General features: G+C 36.8%; 17 protein-coding genes. 15 read left to right on the top strand and 2 right to left on the bottom strand.

Going from position 1 to position 20,920, the window contains the following annotated elements; genetic code table 11:
* Window positions 1–532 precede the first annotated feature (532 nt).
* The 10 genes from hpsA to FJR38_RS17875 all read left to right on the top strand — a co-directional run bounded on the left by hpsA (window position 533) and on the right by FJR38_RS17875 (window position 11,499).
* Window positions 533–3,058 (top strand): hormogonium polysaccharide biosynthesis protein HpsA, encoded by a 2,526-nt coding sequence (gene hpsA, locus FJR38_RS17835; protein WP_217360032.1) that lies wholly within the window; start codon window positions 533–535, stop codon window positions 3,056–3,058.
* The gene (locus FJR38_RS27810) at window positions 3,051–3,950 is read left to right on the top strand and encodes a hypothetical protein (RefSeq protein ID WP_217360033.1); all 900 of its coding nucleotides are present in this window, start codon (window positions 3,051–3,053) and stop codon (window positions 3,948–3,950) included. The genes hpsA and FJR38_RS27810 overlap by 8 nt, the downstream gene beginning before the upstream one ends.
* A 20-nt stretch (window positions 3,951–3,970) precedes the next feature.
* Complete coding sequence (gene hpsB, locus FJR38_RS17840) at window positions 3,971–4,702, top strand: hormogonium polysaccharide secretion pseudopilin HpsB (RefSeq protein ID WP_168538521.1); 732 nt, start codon at window positions 3,971–3,973, stop codon at window positions 4,700–4,702.
* A gap of 139 nt (window positions 4,703–4,841) precedes the next feature.
* Window positions 4,842–5,795, top strand: a complete 954-nt coding sequence (hpsC, locus tag FJR38_RS17845; protein ID WP_371418235.1) for a hormogonium polysaccharide secretion pseudopilin HpsC — start codon at window positions 4,842–4,844, stop codon at window positions 5,793–5,795.
* 24 nt (window positions 5,796–5,819) lie between these two features.
* Window positions 5,820–6,491, top strand: a complete 672-nt coding sequence (locus FJR38_RS17850) for a Tfp pilus assembly protein FimT/FimU (protein WP_168538523.1) — start codon at window positions 5,820–5,822, stop codon at window positions 6,489–6,491.
* 165 nt (window positions 6,492–6,656) lie between these two features.
* Window positions 6,657–7,616 (top strand): hormogonium polysaccharide biosynthesis glycosyltransferase HpsE, encoded by a 960-nt coding sequence (hpsE, locus tag FJR38_RS17855; RefSeq protein ID WP_168491519.1) that lies wholly within the window; start codon window positions 6,657–6,659, stop codon window positions 7,614–7,616.
* A gap of 134 nt (window positions 7,617–7,750) precedes the next feature.
* On the top strand, window positions 7,751–8,728 hold the full coding sequence (gene hpsE / locus FJR38_RS17860) for a hormogonium polysaccharide biosynthesis glycosyltransferase HpsE (RefSeq protein WP_168491521.1): 978 nt from the start codon (window positions 7,751–7,753) through the stop codon (window positions 8,726–8,728).
* Window positions 8,729–8,742: 14 nt separating this feature from the next.
* Window positions 8,743–9,702: a glycosyltransferase gene (locus tag FJR38_RS17865; protein ID WP_168538525.1), complete on the top strand. Its 960-nt coding sequence runs from the start codon at window positions 8,743–8,745 to the stop codon at window positions 9,700–9,702.
* Between the two features lie 27 nt (window positions 9,703–9,729).
* Window positions 9,730–10,293 carry a type II secretion system protein gene (locus FJR38_RS17870; protein WP_168491525.1) on the top strand — a complete coding sequence of 188 codons (564 nt, stop codon included), beginning with the start codon at window positions 9,730–9,732 and terminating at the stop codon, window positions 10,291–10,293.
* Between the two features lie 102 nt (window positions 10,294–10,395).
* On the top strand, window positions 10,396–11,499 hold the full coding sequence (locus FJR38_RS17875; protein ID WP_168538527.1) for a tetratricopeptide repeat protein: 1,104 nt from the start codon (window positions 10,396–10,398) through the stop codon (window positions 11,497–11,499).
* Between the two features lie 178 nt (window positions 11,500–11,677).
* Here FJR38_RS17875 and FJR38_RS17880 read toward each other — a convergent pair whose 3' ends face one another.
* The gene (locus tag FJR38_RS17880; protein ID WP_168538529.1) at window positions 11,678–12,034 is read right to left on the bottom strand and encodes a hypothetical protein; all 357 of its coding nucleotides are present in this window, start codon (window positions 12,032–12,034) and stop codon (window positions 11,678–11,680) included.
* Between the two features lie 342 nt (window positions 12,035–12,376).
* Here FJR38_RS17880 and FJR38_RS17885 point away from each other — a divergent pair, with 342 nt between their 5' ends.
* Entirely contained in the window at window positions 12,377–12,979 is a 603-nt protein-coding gene (locus FJR38_RS17885; protein WP_168538531.1) for a triacylglycerol lipase, read from the top strand.
* 8 nt (window positions 12,980–12,987) lie between these two features.
* On the opposite strand, the gene FJR38_RS17890 is transcribed toward FJR38_RS17885, so the two are convergent.
* A complete protein-coding gene (locus tag FJR38_RS17890; RefSeq protein ID WP_168538533.1) occupies window positions 12,988–13,866 on the bottom strand; it encodes a 2OG-Fe(II) oxygenase in 879 nt (292 codons plus the stop codon).
* 502 nt (window positions 13,867–14,368) lie between these two features.
* On the opposite strand from FJR38_RS17890, the gene FJR38_RS17895 reads away from it, so the two are divergent.
* The 4 genes from FJR38_RS17895 to FJR38_RS17910 all read left to right on the top strand — a co-directional run bounded on the left by FJR38_RS17895 (window position 14,369) and on the right by FJR38_RS17910 (window position 20,908).
* On the top strand, window positions 14,369–15,562 hold the full coding sequence (locus FJR38_RS17895; RefSeq protein WP_168538535.1) for a HAMP domain-containing sensor histidine kinase: 1,194 nt from the start codon (window positions 14,369–14,371) through the stop codon (window positions 15,560–15,562).
* 550 nt (window positions 15,563–16,112) lie between these two features.
* Window positions 16,113–16,505, top strand: coding sequence for a lactoylglutathione lyase (gene gloA, locus FJR38_RS17900; protein WP_168538537.1), 393 nt, complete (start codon window positions 16,113–16,115; stop codon window positions 16,503–16,505).
* 96 nt (window positions 16,506–16,601) lie between these two features.
* Window positions 16,602–19,259 (top strand): ATP-dependent chaperone ClpB, encoded by a 2,658-nt coding sequence (gene clpB / locus FJR38_RS17905; RefSeq protein ID WP_168491539.1) that lies wholly within the window; start codon window positions 16,602–16,604, stop codon window positions 19,257–19,259.
* A 131-nt stretch (window positions 19,260–19,390) separates the two neighbouring features.
* Window positions 19,391–20,908: a DUF2264 domain-containing protein gene (locus tag FJR38_RS17910; protein WP_168491542.1), complete on the top strand. Its 1,518-nt coding sequence runs from the start codon at window positions 19,391–19,393 to the stop codon at window positions 20,906–20,908.
* Window positions 20,909–20,920: the final 12 nt, after the last annotated feature.

Consider the following 20,920-nt stretch of genomic DNA (forward strand, 5'->3'; position numbering starts at 1 on the left):
AAAATCTCCCTTAAAAAGGGGGATTTACGGGGATATGCGGGTGTTATATCCTATAAGAAAAAGTTTTCAAATAACCTCTTAATCCTGTTCATCCTTAAATCCTGTAAATCCTGATTCAGACAATTTCCCTAACTAGTTTAGACGCGGTTTCTAACCGCCGATTTGACTTGTGTATATCTTTATTTTGACAAGTGATATTTTTTCTATAAAAAGTGGGTAGTATAAAAATGCTATCTTTATAAAAACTTTATACAATGAACGAGAAGCAACACCTCAACCCAGTAAATACACCATCAATATCCAGGTGAAGATAGTATTTACAGTTGCACAAATCAAAAAATTCAGTATTTTCCAGTTTAGAGTTTGGTTATCAACAATGTTATAACCGAAATACTCACACACAATCAGTCTCAGTGTATTTCAGTTTACCAACGACCTCTATTATAAAGTTCTGCTTTAAATTCGGCAGTCAGGATTATTAGTAATCATAACCAGAAAATATTCACTCCAATTACTTGACGGGGAAGCAACTATGTCTCGAAAACGTCAGCCATTAAAAATAATTACGAGAATCTCCAGCAGGTTTATCCGGCGATTCCTAGCTAACACCAAAAAACAACTTATTTGGTTACTGAGGGCTGTTTTTGGTACTCAGAAAAGACAAACAACAGCAACCGCAGGTTTCGTATTGCCAACAGTAGCCATGGTATCAGTAGTGGTGATATTACTGACCACTGCGATCATGTTACGTTCTTTTGACCGGGCAAAAAATGCCAGTAACGTTCGCGTTAATGAAGCTGTTCTGAGTGCTGCTACCCCAGCAATTGATCGAGGTAGAGCCAAAATCGCTAAACTCTTTCAGGATAGATCCTTACCACGGGCTACACCAACAGATGATGCGCTGTATAACACTCTCATTAAAAATATAGACAAATATACCTTTGGTGATGAAACTAAGCTCAAACTAGAGTTTGAGTTTAATGGTGAGAGTAATATCCAAGAACCAACTGACGATACACCAATAGCATTAAATAAAGACGAAACCGTAAAAACAGCATGGCGATTTCCTGTTGATACTGACAACAATGGGAAATTCGATAGCTATACCCTCTATGGAATTTTATTTAGAACTCCTCCAGTCGTTAATGTTACGGTAAATGGTCAACCTGTTAGTAAATATCAACGGGCTAGAAATCCCTTAGAAGCCAGAACTCCACCAATGTCTACAGGGACAGCGGATGCTAATTGTGGTGGTACTACCAGCGCCAGTTTAGTCGGTAATACGGGTTGGGTGAGACAAGATAATGAACTAAAGAAATCCTTTTTTGTTTATACAGCTACAGTGCCAATCACAGGTACTCCTCCTGGTACTAATTATGAAACCTATAAAGGTGGCAGTGGTTTTGCCGCAGTAGAGTATCAACAAGACAGAATTCAAATACCCCCAAATAACACCGCTGTTATTTATGAAGATGATATCGCACTGACTCCTGGAGCAGCCTTTAATTTGAACGGTGCAGTTTTCACCAACAGCAATTTTATTACTTCTAATACTAATGGTGGAGCAATCAAGTTCTATCAAGTTAGTAGTAGGTCATCTTGTTTTTATGATGCTAAAAACGCGAAAATCATCGTTGGTGGTAATACAGGACGTGGTGGTTTTACAAATACCAGCCAGACAGGTTCAGCAACCGTTGATTTATACCAAGGGAAAACTACTGCTGTTTCTACCAGTTCTTGGATACAATCAAACACCAATGCTCCTAATGTCACAGCCTATAACAACCTAGCCTATGCGAGACGCATCAATACTCTAGTTGCTGCTCAAATGGCAAATGGTATAGATAGTGACCCACAAGAAGTTAAAGACGGAATTGAGAAGAAAAAGACAGATTTAGGGTTAGCAAGTTTTACAACAGCAGAATTTGATAAATATCGGCGGGAAAACCTGACACGTTATTTTAAGATTCGTACCCGCCGTGTACCTTATACAGAAGTTGCTTTTGGTGTTACAGAAACAAATCCTAGCCCATTATTGCAAACTGAGAACGGTGATCCTGATACTCTCCGTCCTAATGATATATGGATTTATCCCACAGACCCAACTGATGGCAAAACAGGGACTAACTACACCAAACTAACACTTAATATTGGCGGATCATCCTTAGAGCCAGAAGCCACAGAACCAACAGAACTGAAAAAAAATAGTGGTAAAGAAGGAAAAGTAGGTGACAGAGTTTTAGTCGGTAACAATCTTCCGGAACTGTGGTGGGATAAGACTAAAGAGCAGTTTGTCGGTTCAGGGCTTGAAGATACTCAAGAAATTAGCGGTGTTAAATGGGACTTACCCACTGGAACAGATGAAGTTCGGACTCGAAAATCTTTAGTACAGACTTTGGCTGATGTCGGAAGTACAGATAGAGACGGAGAGTGGGAATTAGATGCAGCTAAAGTACCCAGTGACCCCACAGAACCAGTTGGTGGTTTGCGTGTTGTTACAGGTGCAGGGGTTTATTTACCGATTGATAAGACTCCTACTAGTAGTAGTTTTAGCACCTCTCCTACAACAATCTGGCCAGATACAATGCCAGTTCCGGGTACAGCACCATTTCGTCAGCTACCACCCAATTTTGATCCAAGAACTGGTGTAATAACAGCATCATCTACTCGACCAACACCACCACTAGGCAGAACTGATAAGCCATATTGGATGTACGCATACATGGGAACTAATGCTCAAACTATTGCGGGTATTACATATAGGTGGCCGGATGTTAACGATACTACTGATGCTGTAGCTAACACGCCATATCTGAAAATGCGAGCCACGGCGGTTTATCACTACAAATCTGCTGGCTATGATCCCACAAATCCCCAGCCTATAGCTTGTGTAAGTAGTTATTATGTTCCTACTAATAGCATTTATGCTAAAAACAAACCTACATTTGCGGGGAAAACTATTACTTATAATACTGGTGTAACAACACCACCTACACCTACAGATACAAATCCCCAAACTGGTATAGCCCTATCTAATAATGGTGTAGTTTATGATTAAAACAGGATACCTTTTTGATGATCCCGACTCGTTTGGTAGTGAAAATAATAAAGGACCCAAATGTTTTGATGATGCTGCACCTCGAAGAATAGCCTTTGTTCGCGATTTAGCCACTGGTGTACCTCTAAACCCTCTAAAAGTATTAGGTGTGAATAAGTCTGGAAAAGTGCAAATTTTTGATTTTGGCAATCCTGGACCAGATTTAATGCCACCTCCTAATGGTGTATCAATGCCTTGGTTAAAGCCGAATTTTGATGGCAGTAACAACATTACATCTCTTGCTGCACCCATACTACAGATTCAGAAACCATTTCTTAAACCTGGGGATACAACAGATAATAATACGACCCTTAATAGTAATGGTACTAGTGGTGTAGATACGCGGCGATGGTTACAACCAGTATTAGCTGATACTACTTTCAACTTAATTGTTGCTGCCGGTGATAGCCCAGCCCGTTCTAATGAAGATAATGGTGGTTTACATAACTTTGTGCGGTTTCAAGAAAACTGGCAATCTGTAGAGGGCAAATTCAAAACCAAGATTAGTGGAGCTTTTATGCAGGTGAAAAAGAGTGCCTATGCCACAGGTTCATTTACTACAGCTTTAACCACTACAAATGCTCTTGAATATGCCATTGAGATTAATAATGGTAAAGGTACTGGTTATCTTCCTCCTAACAGACAGTGGGGTTATGATGTAGCGTTACTGTCTCAATCTCCTGACTTATTTGCCAGCAAACTGGTACTCACACCACCTGATTTACCCGATGAATATGTGCGGGAAGTTGGCAGAGATGACAAATGGGTTCAGACTTTGTTATGTGCTAAAAAAGCTAGTGACAATAATAAAGCCATAGATGATAATCAACGTCCTTCTAACTGCCCTTCATAGTAAAAAGCAGGTGATACACAATGATGAAACGCAAACTACAACCACCAATTCGATCTTCTAGTGATTCTGGTTTTACGATTATTGAATCACTCATGGGCATAGTTGTAGTTGCCATTCTCTTGGCATCTATAGCCCCGGTTTTGGTTATGTCAACAGCTATCCGGGTTCAATCTCGGCGGATAGAAAAAGCAACTCAAGCTGCAAATACTTTTGTTGATGGTGTGAAAACTGGTTCAATTGAAGCGCCCAGTATAAAATTTGAATTAGATCCACCAACTAAAGAAGTTCCTCGAGACCTGGCAGACTCTTTAATTGACACAGACAAAATGCCAATTCCTGTAAGTAAAACTGATCCAAAAGTTAACTTGTATTTCTTAAAAACAGATGGAACTATTTGCCTAGTAAGTAATGAGAAGTGTAAAACAGAGTCTACAAATCCATTTGAAGAGTTTTATATTCAAGCTGCTCAAATAATAGTTAAAGATAGTAACCCAAATGACGGTTATCGTTTAGGACTTCGGGTTTATCGAGGTGATGTTGATTTTAGTAAAACTCTCAAAGCTAGTAAAGATGATATTAAAACCGTAGAATCACCCATTACAGGAACTCTAGGAAATAAACAAGCTCCAGCAGTAGAAAGAACAGTTGATATTGGCAATAGAAATACTACGTTTCAGGCTTTATGTTCCCGTCTGGGCATGGTAGTAATAAATAAGGAAGATGGTACAAAAGAATATCAACCTTGTCAATAAATTGCTTTTTAAGTTGGGTTGACATACTTCAACCCAACATGATTTAGGACTAAAGTCCTAACTACGAACTTATGGTTTATGTAAAGTAAAAAAACTGGAAATCTGCTGGTGGTGTATCTATTGAAAAGAGGAAAATCCAATGTTGAAGACACTTAAATTTATACTCAGGAGTCAGATTAAAAGCTCCAAAATCATTCATAAAGCTGGTGGTTTTACTCTGATTGAATTATTGGTAGCTTTATTAATTGCGTTTTTAATCATTACACCGTTGTTAGGTTTCATGATTAGTGTCATGACTACAGACAGAAATGAACAAGTTAAGGCCAACTCTGAGCAAGAAATTCAAACTGCTCTCAATTATATTTCTCGTGATGTACAACAGGCTATTTATATCTATGATGATGATGGGATTAAAGCGATAAAATCTCAATTGCGTTACCCAGATGATGATGATAAAACGCCCATATTGGTTTTTTGGAAACGGGAATTAGTTAGTAATGTCATTTCACCAGCAACAGGAACAGAAAAAGATGACACTTTTGTATACTCTTTAGTTGCTTACTATATAGATAATTCTGAAAGCACTACTTGGTCAAAAGCTGCTCGTATTAGTAGATGGCAAATTAAAGATGGTGTAGCTACTGATAGTCCTGTTTGTACAGGAAATAATGAGCCGGGTTGTCGCAATCCAGGTTTTGCTGCCTTTAATGGTTATTTTGAGGGATCTGATAGTTTAGCGGAAGGGATGAATAAATGGAAGAAATCATCTGAAGCTTATACGACTGATGCTACAGTGCTGATTGACTATGTAGATCAAACCACAGATTCACCACCAGCAGCTACTTGTCCTCCTCCTCTCGACAAAACAGACACAACACCTGAAATCACATGGTCAGCAGTGAAACCAACAAGTATGACAGGTTTTTATGTTTGCGTAGATAGAGACAACACAACTGCACAGGTATTTATCCGTGGTAATGCTATGGCTCGGATGGAGAATGATGCAGCGAAAATCAAGTATGATGAAGATAATAAAACTTATTTTCCTACAACCAGTGTGAGAGTCCAAGGACGAGGATTCTTGTATCAATAAATATTTTAAGTGGGAGAAAAACTAATGGCTACTAATTATAAAATTGCAAACCGACGGATTAAGTTATTACAAGGTTACAGTAAACGATACATTGATCAGAATGCTGGTTTTACATTGATAGAAATGATTTCAGTGGCGTTGATTATTGGTATTTTATCAGCGATCGCTGCTCCCGGTTGGTTAGGATTTGTCAACAGACAACGCTTAAATAAAGCTAGTGACGGACTGCTCTCTGCTGTCAGACAAGCACAGACAGAAGCTAAAAATAAGAAACTCAGTTACAGCGTCAGTTTTCGAGTTAACAATGATATTCCTGAATACATAGTTTATAACTATGCTCCTACTACTCTTAAACCTGCGCCGACTACAGGTTGGAATCCTTTAGGTGATACCCTAGAACTAAAAGCCAGACAAGTTTTTATATATACCAATCTTACATCTCTAACAGCTTATAATACCACAACTGCAACTCCTAGTGATATAGTTACAACCGCAAAGGGAGAAGGGACAATAACTTTTGATTATCTAGGTGCTTTAGCAAATAAAGCTGATAATAGTGTCATTAATGAACCTTTAAAAGTCATGGTAGCCATACCCCAAGCCACAGGTGACGCAGCAGGTGATTTAAAACGCTGTGTGATCATTGAAGGTTTGATTGGGGGAATGCGAACCGAGAAGGATGCAAGCTGTAAATAATTGAATTCGTATCCGCAAAATATCAAAAATCCGTAAATAAACGGTATATTAAAGAGTAGCCTATATAGCATTATATATATGTTGGGTGCGATATTTAGCTATGTATTGCATACTGTCCGCCTTGGCTAAAAACACACCAGACAAAATTCCTATAAACATAGTTTCATGAATAATTGTCTTGATTTGATCATTGCTATTCCTACCTACAACGGTGAACACCGTTTACCGGAATTACTAGAACGGCTAAAAAATCAGATTAACACAGAACATTTTTCTTGGGCGATTATAGTTGTTGATAACAACAGCATAGACAATACAGCTAAACTTGTTCAAAGCTATCAAGAAAATTGGCAATGTCCCTATCCACTGTATTACTGTGTTGAACCCCAGCAGGGAGCAGCTTATGCTAGAAAAAAAGCCATAGTAGAAGCCAAAAGTGAACTTATCGGGTTTCTCGATGATGATAATTATCCTAATTCTACTTGGGTTGCAGCAGCTTATAATTTCAGTCAACAGCATCCCCAAGCAGGGGCTTATGGTAGCCAAATCCATCCCAATTGGGAAGTAGAACCAACACCTAACTTTAAACGAATAGCGCCATTTTTAGCGATTACAGAACGAGGAAATTTACCACTACTTTATCAACCACAGAAAAAAATACTTCCTCCGTCGGCTGGATTAGTTATTCGTCGTCAAGCTTATTTAGAAAGTGTCCCCAGTCAACCAATTTTAATTGGTAGAGTTGCTGGGAATATGCTCGCTGGTGAAGATATAGAAATGGTATCTTATATTCAAAAATCTGGGTGGGAAATTTGGTATAACTCCGATATGGAAGTTTATCATCAAATCCCTAAAGCTCGGTTAAGTAGAGAATATTTAATTCCTTTTTTCCAAGGTATTGGATTAAGTCGTTATGTTACTAGAATGGTGAATATTAAACCGATTACTAAACCATTTTGGTTAATAGCTTATTTAGTTAATGATCTGCGAAAGCTTGGCTTACATTTAATTAAATATAGAACCAAGATAAAAACAGATTTAGTCGCTGCTTGCGAAATGCAATTGTATATTAGTAGTTTAGTTAGCCCGTTTTATCTGTGGAAAAATGGCTATCTGAAGAAGTAAATAATCTAGAATTACGTAGGTGGAAGTTAGAACATCAAAATTTGTGAATAAAAGTAAAATACCCCAAAATTTCCTTCTTCTTCCTTGTTATAACGACAATTTTTAACGCCAACCTAATTAAAATACTTGAAACTATGAATGATAAAAATCACATTTTAGATATTACAGTAGCAATTCCTACCTATAATGGTGAAAAACGTTTACCTCTGGTTTTAGATTTACTTTTGAATCAGACAGGGTTAGAGAACGTCAAATGGGAAATTATTGTTATTGATAATAATAGTTCTGATCAAACATCGGAAGTTGTTGCCAAATACATAAAAACTGCTAATAGCAATAATATAGACTTGCGTTACTTTTTAGAACCTCAACAGGGAGCAGCTTTTGCCCGATTGCGAGCCGTAAATGAAGCTACAGGTAATATTATTGCCTTTTTAGATGATGATAACTTACCTGATGTAGATTGGTTGGCGGCGGCTTATAAATTTGGCATTGATTACCCACAAGCAGGTGCTTGGAGTGGGCAAATTCATGGAGCTTTTGAAGTTAGTCCTCCAGAAAATTTTAAGAGAATTCAGGCTTTTTTGGCAATTAGAGAACATGGTAATAAACCCTATATATTTGATGGGGATAATTTAAGGCTTCCTCCTGCTGCTGCTTTAGTTATCCGTAAACAAGTATGGTGTGAAAATGTTCCCAAAAAACCTATTCTGAGTGGAAAATTACCTGGTATCTTAGTCCAAGGTGACGATTATGAACCACTACTTTACATACATAAAGCAGGTTGGGAAATTTGGTATAACCCTACCATGCACACATATCATCAAATTCCCCAGTGGAGATTAGAAAAAAATTACTTATTAAATATAGCTCGTGGCTGTGGTTTACCTACTTTCCAGCTAGTCTTAATTAATACCAAGAAATGGCAAATACCTAAAGTTTTTGTTTACACTGTTTTAGGTAGTTTACGTCGTTTATTAAGGCATATCATTAAGTACCGAGGGAAAATAAATAGCGATTTAATTATTATGTTTGAAATGGAATTTTACAAGGCAAGTATGCTCAGTCCTTTTTACTCTTGCCAGCTTTACATGAAAAGATTTTATAGATAATCAAGGCTCAGAAAATGATTGAAAATTATCAAGGTAGAGAACCTAAAATTTCTGTAGTTATACCAGCTTATAACTGTGAAAAAACCATTACAAAAACAGTTGAATCTGTTATCAATCAAACTTTCACTGACTGGGAATTAATCATCATTAACGATGGCTCAGAAGACTCAACTTTAAAGATAATTTCACAGATTCATGACTCACGAATCAAAGTATTTTCTTTTGAAAATGCTGGAGGTAATGTTAGTCGGAATCGGGGTTTAAAATATGCAGTTGGAGAATTTGTCAGCTTTTTAGATGCGGATGATATTTGGACGGCTGATAAACTTGCAAGTCAGTTAAAAGCTTTAGAAGAAAATCCCCAAATAGCAGTTGCTTATAGTTGGACTGATTATATTGATGAAAACGATGAATTTTTAGGTTCAGGTGGACGAATTACGGTTAAAGGTGATGTTTATGATAAGTTGTTAGCCACTAATTTTTTAGAAAACGGCTCTAATCCTTTAATTAAGAGAGAATCTTTAATATCCCTAGCTGGCTTTGATGAATCACTGACTGCGGCTCAAGATTGGGATATGTGGTTAAGATTAGCTGCAAAGTTTGAATTTGTTTGTGTCCCATCTGTACAAATACTATATAGAATTAGTAAAAATTCCGTTTCTACTAATCTAGACAGACAAGAAAAATCTTGCTTATTAGTCATTGATAAGGCTTATCAATTCAGACCACCAAAACAGAATTTTAATTTAAATTCAAGTCTAGCAAACTTGTATAAATATCTAACTTGTAAAGCATTACAAAAGCCTCTGTCCCGTCAAAAAGCACTGCCAGGGATTAGATTTTTATATCATTATATGATGTATGAATCTTTAACTATGAACAGGATTATATTCATCGCCAAATTAGCATCAAAAATCTTGATTATCATGATTTACCCTCCTTTGCTAAACCGGAATTATAGAAAACATCCTTAAATCAGAATTCACCAAGTCACAATCAATATGAATAGCAAAGCTAATTTATTGTCTTTAGTTAAGTTAACAAAGAGATGCAATATTTCTAGCGGTGGTTTTACCATGCTCGAAATGTTAGTAGTCGTTTTTATGAGTGGTATATTATCAGCAATAGTCGCACCAAGCTGGTCAGCTTTTATTAATACTCGTCAATTGAATGTTGCTCAAGGCCAAGTTTATCAAGCTATGCGTCAAGCCCAAAGTCAAGCCAGAAAAGAAAAGTTAAGTTGGCACGCTAGTTTTAGAGAACAAAATAATGTTCTCCAATTAGCTGTTCATCCGGCTACAATTAATCCATCTGATGCTAATTGGCATAATTTAGATGCTAGTGTGCAATTGGATGCAGAATCAACACTACAATTGTCTAATGACGTGAGACGAGTTCCCTTTGATTATATGGGTAGTGTGAAACCTCCATTCGGACGAATCACCTTATCTAGTAAGTCTGGTGGAAAAGTCAAGCGTTGTGTTTTTGTTTCCACTATTTTAGGTGCAATGCGAACCGCCAAGGAAAAGGCTAAACCTGACAGCAACGGAAAATATTGTTATTAGAGGGTGTTTGCAAAGGCGACTAGAAGTCGCTACTACACAAACAAAGTCCGCCTGCGCGGACTAATATTCAAGATTTCCCAACCCTATTTAAGTTTTACTTATATGCTTAATCAAATTAGTGCCGCTTTTGAATGTAAAGATTATGAAACAGCAGCTAAATTAATCCAACAAATGCTGGTAGAATCACCGGAAAATCCGTGGGTACAACTGTATTTTGCTAGGTTACAGGAAGTTTCTCATCAAGTACAAGATGCAGAAAAATTATATCGCCAATTACTACGATTAACAACTCATAGTAAAATCATTTCTCAAGCCCGTCAAGGTTTACAGCGATTAGAGGAAATTAAGCAAGAGGAAAAACAAAGAGCGATCGCTAAAGCTACAGCCGCACCAGATAAAAACGAACTGGGAATATTAGTTTTAGAACCGATTAATAATGAACTAAAAGCGAATGCTGCCCTTAATTTCGCTCAAATCATGCAGATAGACGCTTACACAGCCAGAATGATATTACCTAGCCAGAATTGGCGAGTTTACCGCATAGGTAAAGTGGGAGAATTAGCATTTTATGGAACGCAATTACAGCAATCCGGTATTCCCTGTTTTTGGGTGAAAATTCCTCAGATTCAAGAAATTCAAGTATTTCAAGTTAAATATTTATCACTAGACAAATCTCAAATCAAAGTAGTTTGTCAAAATGAAGCAAATCAAGTTGGTTCTATGACCTTTGATTTATCAGAAATTACGGCTAGAGTTGTGGGAATGTTACCAGTTTTTGAACAAGTTGTAGATATTAATGCTAGAGGTAAACTAGAACGCAAGACTAAAACTCAAGATTATGCTCAATTTTGTGATTTACACCTATCAACAAGAAGGAGTATTTTGCGAATTTATGATCAAGGCTATGAATTTCAGCGAGGTTTAGAAATTAGCCCCCAATCTAACCAAAATACAATTAGAATTAATTGGAATAATTTGATGAATTGGGTTGAGCAACAGTTACCTCAAGTTAATCTTTGGTCAGATTTTACGCCTTTTGCACAAACAGTTATTGACCAAACAGAAACCCTAAAGCAAATTCCATCTCATATTAATCTTTTTCGGAGAGAAAAAAGTAATTGGGATACAGCTTTTCATCTATATAGTGGAATTATTTTTACTAAAAATGCTTCTTTGCAAACATCTAGTACCGCAGGGCGGAATTAAAAATTCTTACACAAGCTTCTTGAAAATTGTTAATGATTGCTTTGTTTTATTTACACCATTGTATACTGGTAAAAAATTATATAGAGACGCTCTATAGCGGTTATCGCCCTTGATGCAATACAATCGAGGGCGCAGACCCTGCGCCCCTACAGGATTTGTTTGATGTTTAATCAAAAACTTATCCGGGAGTTTTAACCTGACGGGCCATATCTAAAAAGCTATTCATATTCACCCCAGGACGACGACGAACATTGTTATTAGTAGGAATCAGATACTTGGTTGCAAAATTAGTTTCCTTTGGTACTGATACTTTCACAGGTTCAGCCTTAGTGACTTTTGCTGCTGCTGGTGCAGCTTTGACTTCTACTGGTGCTGCTGTTGGTGCAGATTTTTCTGCTGGTGCTGCTGCTGGTACTGGCGCTTGAGCAACATTTGCTTCTTCTTTTAGTTCCAGATAGTAGCTATTATCTTTTTTGCTAAACAATCCAGTAATAAAACCCACAATACCCGCAATGAGATTTTTGATAAAGCCCATAAAAAAATGCTCCTGGTTTGAATAATCTGGAAGAAGACCGAAATTGTTAAAAATCACGGTGTAATATTACATTTGATTGCGCTATTTGTTGTCAGTCATGAGACATAATATCTTTCAATGAAGAAGCCAAAATGAATACACAGAAAGTATTTTCAGGCTTTTTATGTCAGCGATCGCAACTGGTAGATAATGCAAATTAATTATTAAATTTTATTATAACTATAAAATTCTGAGAACTTACTTAACAAATCTTAATAATTACTCTTCGTCTGTAGAGGCGTATTGCAATACGCCCCTAATATTGCTGAGTTAGATTATTAACAATAATGAGAAAATAAAATTATGACAACAACACAGCAAAATCCCGTTTTATTAGTGCATGGTATTAACGACACTGGGGCAGTTTTTAATAAAATGGCGTTTTACCTCAGACAACGCGGGTTATCTGTGCATACATTGGATTTATTTCCTAATAATGGTGTAGAAGTTCTAGATAAATTAGGACAGCAGGTAGCTGATTATATAGATAATACTTTTGCATCTGAACAACCACTTAATTTAGTTGGTTTTAGTATGGGTGGTATTGTCAGCCGTTATTATATTCAACGTTTGGGGGGAATAAAAAGAGTACAGCGATTTATTACTATTTCTTCACCCCATAAAGGAACTATAGTTGCTTATGGTTCATGGCTACCTGGATGTCTACAAATGCGTCCTCATAGTCTTTTTCTAGAAGATTTAAATTCTGATGTTCAGATGTTAAAACAATTAAATTTTACATCTATATGGACACCTTATGATTTGATGATTCTACCAGCAACAAGTTCGCAACTGGGGATTGGGAAAGAAATAGTTTTACCTGTGATTTTACATCCTTTAATGTTAACAAATACTCAGGTGTTAGCAATAGTCTTAGAAAGATTGACAGAACCAATGAAATTATAAATTTTCAATTACCAAAAAATACATTTTTTTTGTGCTTCTGAAAGATTTTTGCTCAGGAGACGTAAATCATTGTACGCAAGAGTAGGTGTACCATACAATACTTGTTTATGTCTTCTAGTAGTGTAATCAAAAAAGATCGTAAATCGGTCGGAAATAATAGGTGGTTTACCTCTATGAAAAATATTAGCTGTATCAGCAATGATGACTGTACCAGCAATGCCGGTGCATGATTTATAAATTGATGATGATATAACTCCTTGCATAATTTTGTCTTGAATGTAGCCAGATGTATATTTTAAACACTGAGCGATTTTTGATGTGAAAGGCTTAGGAATATATTGAAAAGGTCCATGATCTTCACTAACATCATGTAAGTAAATAATTATCTTTAAAATTTTTCGGTCTTCTTGATCTATATGCCATAATCTTGAACCTACTTCTATGCCATTGGCAATATCTCGGCGAAAATATGCACCTTGATAAGCTACTGGTAAACCAATAAAATGTTCGATGATATTAAGTAAACGTTGTTCTAGTCCCCATAGAAAAATTTTCGGATATGCCATTATTTGTTGAGGACTAGCATGAGTAACAATTTGATTGGGTTGAAAAAATATATGTTGTGATATTTGTGGAATCAACTTTTGGGCTGATTCAATCATCTCAGGTGTAGATGTAATTTTCAATTTTTCCAAAGTAGTAATTACAACTCCTTCTTTTTTAAGTCTCTCCACTAAATCAAGGTCTTTTGGTGGAATAGGAGGAAGATTGTGAATATTTTTTTCTATAGCTTTTTGATAAAAACAATCAGCTTGATGTTTTGTATATGGATGTGTATCAATTTTTCTTAAAATTTTTTTCCGAATCTTCAGCAAAATCTTATTCACAAATTATTATCCTTATGTTATTGATATTTGATGCCAGTTGCCCAGACTGAGGTTAATTTTAAGATATTTCAAAATTATGAATAACTATAAATGCAATTGACATTAAGATATCTGTTTTTATATTTATAAAAATCATACTATTGATAGTTGTTATATAGGAATTAACTTTAATTCTGATAAATTGAAGTGGGTATTCTTACTCAGTTCATTATATAGTTATCGCCCTTGATGCAATACAATCGAGAGCGCAGACCCTGCGCCCCTACAGGCTTTATGATTGGCTGACTGTATCTCACAAAGAGTGCATACCGCTATATTTGATTTATGAAATACAGCAGATTGCTAGTGAATAAGGATAAACAAAAACTTATTACACAGTCATGATGTTAGTAATAATGCTATTGATAAAATTATAATTGGGAGATGAAAATAATTTGTGCTATAAAACTTACATTCGTTAAACTGATTGCATATAAAGATCAAATTAACTGAATTTAATAAAATGGATTTTAGTCAACTCCTGGCTGATAAAACTGATACCATCATAGATAGATGGGTGACAGCTGTTCGTCAAGATCATCAAATTGAACGTACTGATATTTTATCATACGGTGCGATTAAAAATCATATTCCATACGTTTTGAAAGCAATGGTGACGGTACTTTCAGGATCTCAGAATAATGATTTAAAATCAATAGTAAGCGCCAGTTGGCATCATGGAGTAATTAGAGCTACACAAGGCTTTAACCCCGTAGAAATTGCTAGGGAATATCATCATTTAAGAACGGTAATATTTGACACTATCCAAGCAGATTTATTGCAAGGAAGTCCTACAGATATTATTCGGGCTATGCGATTAATTAATGTTGTAATTGATGAAGCGATCGCTCGGTGTTTCCATAGTTATGTTGATGAACGGTTACGAGAATTAGAACATCTACATAATACTTTGGCATTACATAATCAAGAACTAACTCGTTTAATTAATGCTAATCAAGAAAATCTCTCTCTCCTAGCTCATGATTTAAAACAACCTCTAGCTTCCATTATTGGTTATTCCGATTTATTTTTGCGTCAACATCGCCAAACCAAAGTAAAAGATAATTATACCAACATCGAACATATTGAAAGAGTATTACGGAATGGTAGACATTTGTTACATTTAATTAATGATTTACTAGAATTATCACAGTATGAAGCCGGAAAAATCAAACTTCAACTGACATCAGTTGATGTCTGTGAAATTATTGATAATGTTTGTAAAATGTTAGATCCTTTAGCGTCTGAAAAAGATTTATCCCTTGTCGTAAATTGTGAGCAATATCCCCAAAAAATAATCACAGACCCATTTCAATTACAACAAATTCTCACAAATCTTGTTAGTAATGCGATTCGCTATACAGAATCAGGAGGTATTCAGATTACTTATCATGTCTTAGATAATCAAAAGTGGAAATTTGTCGTTGCTGATACAGGTATTGGAATTAAATCAGAAGACCAGAAGCATATTTTTGAACCCTATTTTCGTTGCAATAATCAAAATTACCACCTTCCTGATAGCACTGGTTTAGGTTTAGCAATAGTTTCGCGGTTAGTGAAACTGTTACAAGGTGAAATTATGCTATTTTCTCAACCGGGTATTGGTTCTACATTTACTGTAATTTTGCCATTGCACCTGAAAATCCCATCAAGTTGATTTCAGTCTAACAGTGGGTAAGTGCTTGATCAAGAAGTTTTTCGTTATGAAATGTGAGAATTTTGTGCATTTTTCTTTAGACAATATTATTGCATTAACTAAATTTCTACCCCACGGGGGTGTTTGAATCATTGGCGTTGCTGATAGCCATATTGAGGTATGAAATTCCTAAATTGAACCTTTAAAACTCTTACCTTTGCGTCTTTGCTACGGCAGTCGCTCATGGGGGAAACCCCCAAGACCGCGCTGCCTCGCCTTTGCGTGAGACTAAAATTCATACCCTTAATCAGCAACGCCGAATCATTAATAGGACTTAAGCAATAACTCTCTGAAACTCTTATTTCTCCGCATCCTCTGCGGTATGGCTAACGCCACGCTTCGCAAACGTTTCTTCAAGATTAAGTTAACATCTCCTTTAAATGCTGTGTTGTATACAAATATAATTGTATAAGAACAAGTAAGTATAAACACAACGAGAAGTGGTTTCTGTAGAAATTGCTGATGAGAGATAAAATATAAGAACTAAAGGAAGGGTTTGCCAAGAGTTAATATGCGATTACTACACACCATGCTTAGGGTAGGTAATTTAGATCAGTCTTTGAAATTTTACTGCGATGTGCTGGGAATGAAGTTACTCAGACGTAAAGATTATCCAAGTGGAGAATTTACCCTGGCTTTTGTTGGTTATGGAGAAGAAAGTGATCACACCGTGCTAGAACTCACCCACAACTGGGGCGTAGAAAAGTATGATTTAGGTAATGCTTATGGTCATATTGCTTTGGGAGTGGATGATATTTACGCTACCTGTGAGACGATTAAACAACTTGGCGGTAAAGTAGTCCGAGAACCGGGTCCTATGAAACATGGTTCTACGGTAATTGCTTTCGTGGAAGATCCAGATGGTTATAAAGTTGAATTAATTCAGTTGAAAAATCAAGGATAATCTAGGGTAGAGGGTAGGAAGACAAAGAACTTCTTTACCCATTACCAATTCCACCCCTAAACAAAAATCTAAAATCTAAAATCTAAAATTTTACAAATGCAGCCTACAGACCCCGATAAATTTACTGATACAGCCTGGGAAGCAATCACAAAATCCCAAGACGTAGTTCGTGCTTATAAACAACAACAATTAGAGGTTGAACATTTAATTATTGCGCTTTTAGAAGAACCTACCAGCCTTGCTACAGCTATTCTCACCCGTGCGGAAGTGGATTCTGGGCGATTTAAACAACAATTAGAGGCTTTTACCCAACGTCAACCAAAAGTAGGTAAAAGTGATCAACTTTACCTGGGACGTAATTTAGATTTACTCTTAGATAAAGCTGATGAAATTAGAGTGAAAATGAGGGAGGAGGAAATCTCAGAAGGGCATATAATCCTAGCTTTCGGTAGTGATGAACGAATTGGTAGAAGATTGTTTAAAAGCTTAAATGTAGATATTGTTCAGTTAGAACTTGGGGTGAAATCTGTTCGTACTAGTCCCGCTATCAAAGCATCCCCCAAGGTAGAAGCAGATGTCCCTTATGAAGCTTTAAAAAGATTTGGACAAGATTTGACAGAACAGGCAAAAGCGGGAAAATTAGATCCTGTGATTGGCCGAGATGATGAAATTCGCAGAGTAATTCAGGTTTTATCGCGTCGTAGCAAAAATAACCCTGTGTTAATTGGTGAGCCGGGAGTTGGAAAAACTGCGATCGCTGAAGCATTGGCACAAAGAATGGTAAATGGTGACGTTCCTGAATCTTTGAAAAACCGCCAATTGATCTCTTTAGATATCGGTAGCTTGATTGCTGGGGCAAAATACCGAGGTGAGTTTGAAGACCGTTTAAAAAATGTTCTCCATGAAGTTACTGAATCTAATGGGCAAGTAGTTTTATTTATTGATGAACTTCATACCGTCGTTGGGGCTGGTTCTAATCAACAAGGTTCAATGGATGCCGGAAACTTACTTAAACCAATGTTGGCGCGTGGTGAATTGCGCTGCATTGGTGCAACGACCTTAGATGAATATCGTAAATTTATTGAAAAAGACGCAGCTTTAGAAAGAAGATTTCAACAAGTATATGTAGATCAACCAACGGTAGAAAACACAATTTCCATTTTGCGGGGTTTGAAAGAGCGTTATGAAGTGCATCATAACGTCAAGATTTCTGATTCTGCTTTAGTAGCTGCTGCAACCTTATCAGCGCGTTATATTGCAGATCGCTTCCTACCAGATAAAGCCATTGACTTGGTTGATGAAGCCGCAGCGAAATTGAAAATGGAAATCACTTCCAAACCAGCGGAATTAGAAACTATTGACAGACGTTTAATGCAGCTAGAAATGGAAAAGCTGTCATTATCTGGAGAAGAACAGAGTATTTCTCCAACCAGAGAAAGGTTAGAACGCATTCAGGAAGAAATTGCCAGTTTAACCATCAAACAGCAAATATTTAATGAACAATGGCAAGGTGAGAAACAGATATTAGAATCTATTAGCAGCTTAAAGAAAGAAGAAGATGCGTTGCGGGTACAAATTGAACAAGCAGAACGGGACTATGATTTAAATACAGCCGCTCAACTTAAATACGGTAAATTAGAGGGAGTACAGAGAGAGCGAGAAGTAAAAGAAGCGAAACTGTTAGAAATTCAAAGCCAAGGTTCTACTTTGTTGCGCGAACAAGTCACCGAAGCCGATATTGCCGAAATCGTGGCTAAATGGACAGGAATCCCTGTAAATCGGCTTTTGGAATCAGAACGGCAAAAATTACTCAAACTCGAAAGTCATTTACACGAAAGGGTAATTGGTCAAGAAGAAGCCGTTTCCGCCGTCTCTGCGGCGATTCGTCGCGCCCGTGCTGGGATGAAAGACCCCTCTCGACCCATTGGTTCATTTTTGTTTATGGGACCAACTGGCGTGGGTAAAACCGAACTCGCCCGCGCCTTAGCTCAGTTTCTCTTTGATTCGGATGATGCTTTGGTGCGTTTGGATATGTCCGAGTACATGGAAAAACACTCAGTTTCCCGCCTCGTAGGTGCGCCTCCTGGATACATCGGTTATGAAGAAGGTGGACAACTTTCCGAAGCAATTCGCAGACATCCCTATTCTGTTGTGCTGTTGGATGAAGTGGAAAAAGCCCATCCCGATGTATTTAATATTCTGCTGCAAGTATTAGATGATGGTAGAGTTACGGATTCTCAAGGGAGGGCTGTAGATTTCCGTAATACTGTTATAGTCATGACTAGTAACATCGGTAGTGAGCATATTCTGGATGTATCTGGTGATGATTCCAAGTATGATATGATGCGGAATAGAGTGATGGAAGGTTTGCGATCGCACTTCCGCCCCGAATTCCTTAACCGCATTGATGACTTAATTCTTTTTCATGCTCTTAACCGCTCAGAAATGGGGCATATTATCCGTATTCAACTCAAACGAGTGGAAAACCTGCTGAAAGAGCAAAAAATCTCCTTTGAGATATCCCAAGCCGCTTGTGATCATCTGGTAGAAGCTGGTTATGATCCAGTTTATGGCGCACGTCCCTTAAAACGGTCAATTCAGCGAGAGGTAGAAAATCCCTTAGCTACAAAGTTACTGGAAAATACCTTTATTGCTGGTGATACAATCATCATTGATATGGGGGAAACTGGTTTAACTTTTAACAAAAAAGCAGCAGTATCTTTACCTACTAGTGTAAAATTGTTAGAAGTTTAAATTTTATTAAACGCTAGGGCAGAATTAAAAATTAAAGAATCTGATAACACAAGGTTTTTTGTGTAATTTTTAATGATTGCTTAACTGATAATGCTTTGTAGTATGAATACGGCTGAAAAGAGTAGGTAAAAATGAATCTTTTTACAGGAAAAGCTATAAAGTGGATAGTAATTTTTATCATTACCGCTTTGTGTGTAGTAATGATCAGAGTTAAATTAGAAGATCTTTCGCGCAAACAAACAGAAGGATGGACCCAAACAAGCCAACCATTCCCAGGATACGAAGAAATAGATGCAAAAATTAAGACTACTTTTATAAATGAAAACCAATCCCCTTTTTTGCGATACAAAGCGTTATTTGAATATTTTACTCTTGGCTTTATCAAATACCGTTCTCCTCATGGGGCGTTAATTTATTACCCAGGTGCTGCTAGTTCTCATGGAAGAAAGGTAGATGCATTAGAAGGATTTGCCCGTTTTTTCCCTCTAGCTGCTGTATGGATGTCCTCTGGACATGGAAATATTGTAGATATTAATAATGAAAAGATTGATCTAATTCAAATTTTACATCAAGGTATAGTTGCAGGAACTGATCTCCAAAATACCGAATATTGGGGACAAATGAAAAACCGGGATCAACGTATTGTCGAAGCAGCCGATATTGCGCTGGGACTTTGGATTAGTCGTAATCATCTTTGGACTACCTTTTCACCTCAAGAACGCCAACAAATTGTGACTTGGTTAGAACAAGTAATGGATCAAAAATTGCATGATAACAATTGGTATCTTTTTCCGATAATTATTCAAAAATCCCTGGAAAGTCTAGGAGTAAGTAACAACAAATATGACAAATTAATTGAGGATTTATATCAAGATTATAAACAACGCTATTACATAGGAGAGGGCTGGTTTAATGACCCACCTAAGGGCGTAGATTATTATAATGCTTGGGCTATTCATTATAGTCTTTTCTGGTTAGATCAAATAGATCCTCAGTTTGACCCTATTTTTATTAGAAAAACCCACGCAGAGTTCTTAAAGTTTTACCGATATTTCTTTAGTAAAAATGGGTTTCCCTCTATGGGAAGAAGTATCTGTTACCGCATGGCTGCACCAGCACCAATAGTGACTGGAACTATGTTAGCACCAAAGGAGATATCCCCAGGTTTTGCTTTGGGCGCTTTAGATTTAACTTGGCGTTTTTTTGTAGAGAAAAATTCATTGCAGAAAGGTACAGTTACACAAGGTTATTTTACTCCAGACTTAAGTATTATTGATTCATACTCAGGACCTGGTAGTTGTTTATGGTCTCTGCGTTCTCTGATTGTTGCTTTTTATGTAGATAAATTTATTCCTTTGTGGAATTCATCTCCAGAGAAATTACCTATTGAAGTTGCTGATTTTTCTGAAGTTAATAAGTCTATTGGATGGCGCATTAAAGGGGACAAATTAACACAAAATATTGAATTAGAACTGTTGAAAAACCAAGGTAATAAATTTACAAAAATTAAGCAATATGGCATATTTAATCAAATCAAAGAGTTTATTGCTAAACGTCCTTTTCGTCCTCAAAACTATGAAGCACTATATCGCCGTCCTTCATATTCTACTGCTTCACCAGTATCAAATCCTCAAAAAGATAATATTTAAAAAGGTTACAAA

It is taken from the genome of Anabaena sp. UHCC 0253, assembly GCF_009712085.1.
Lineage (GTDB): Bacteria > Cyanobacteriota > Cyanobacteriia > Cyanobacteriales > Nostocaceae > Dolichospermum.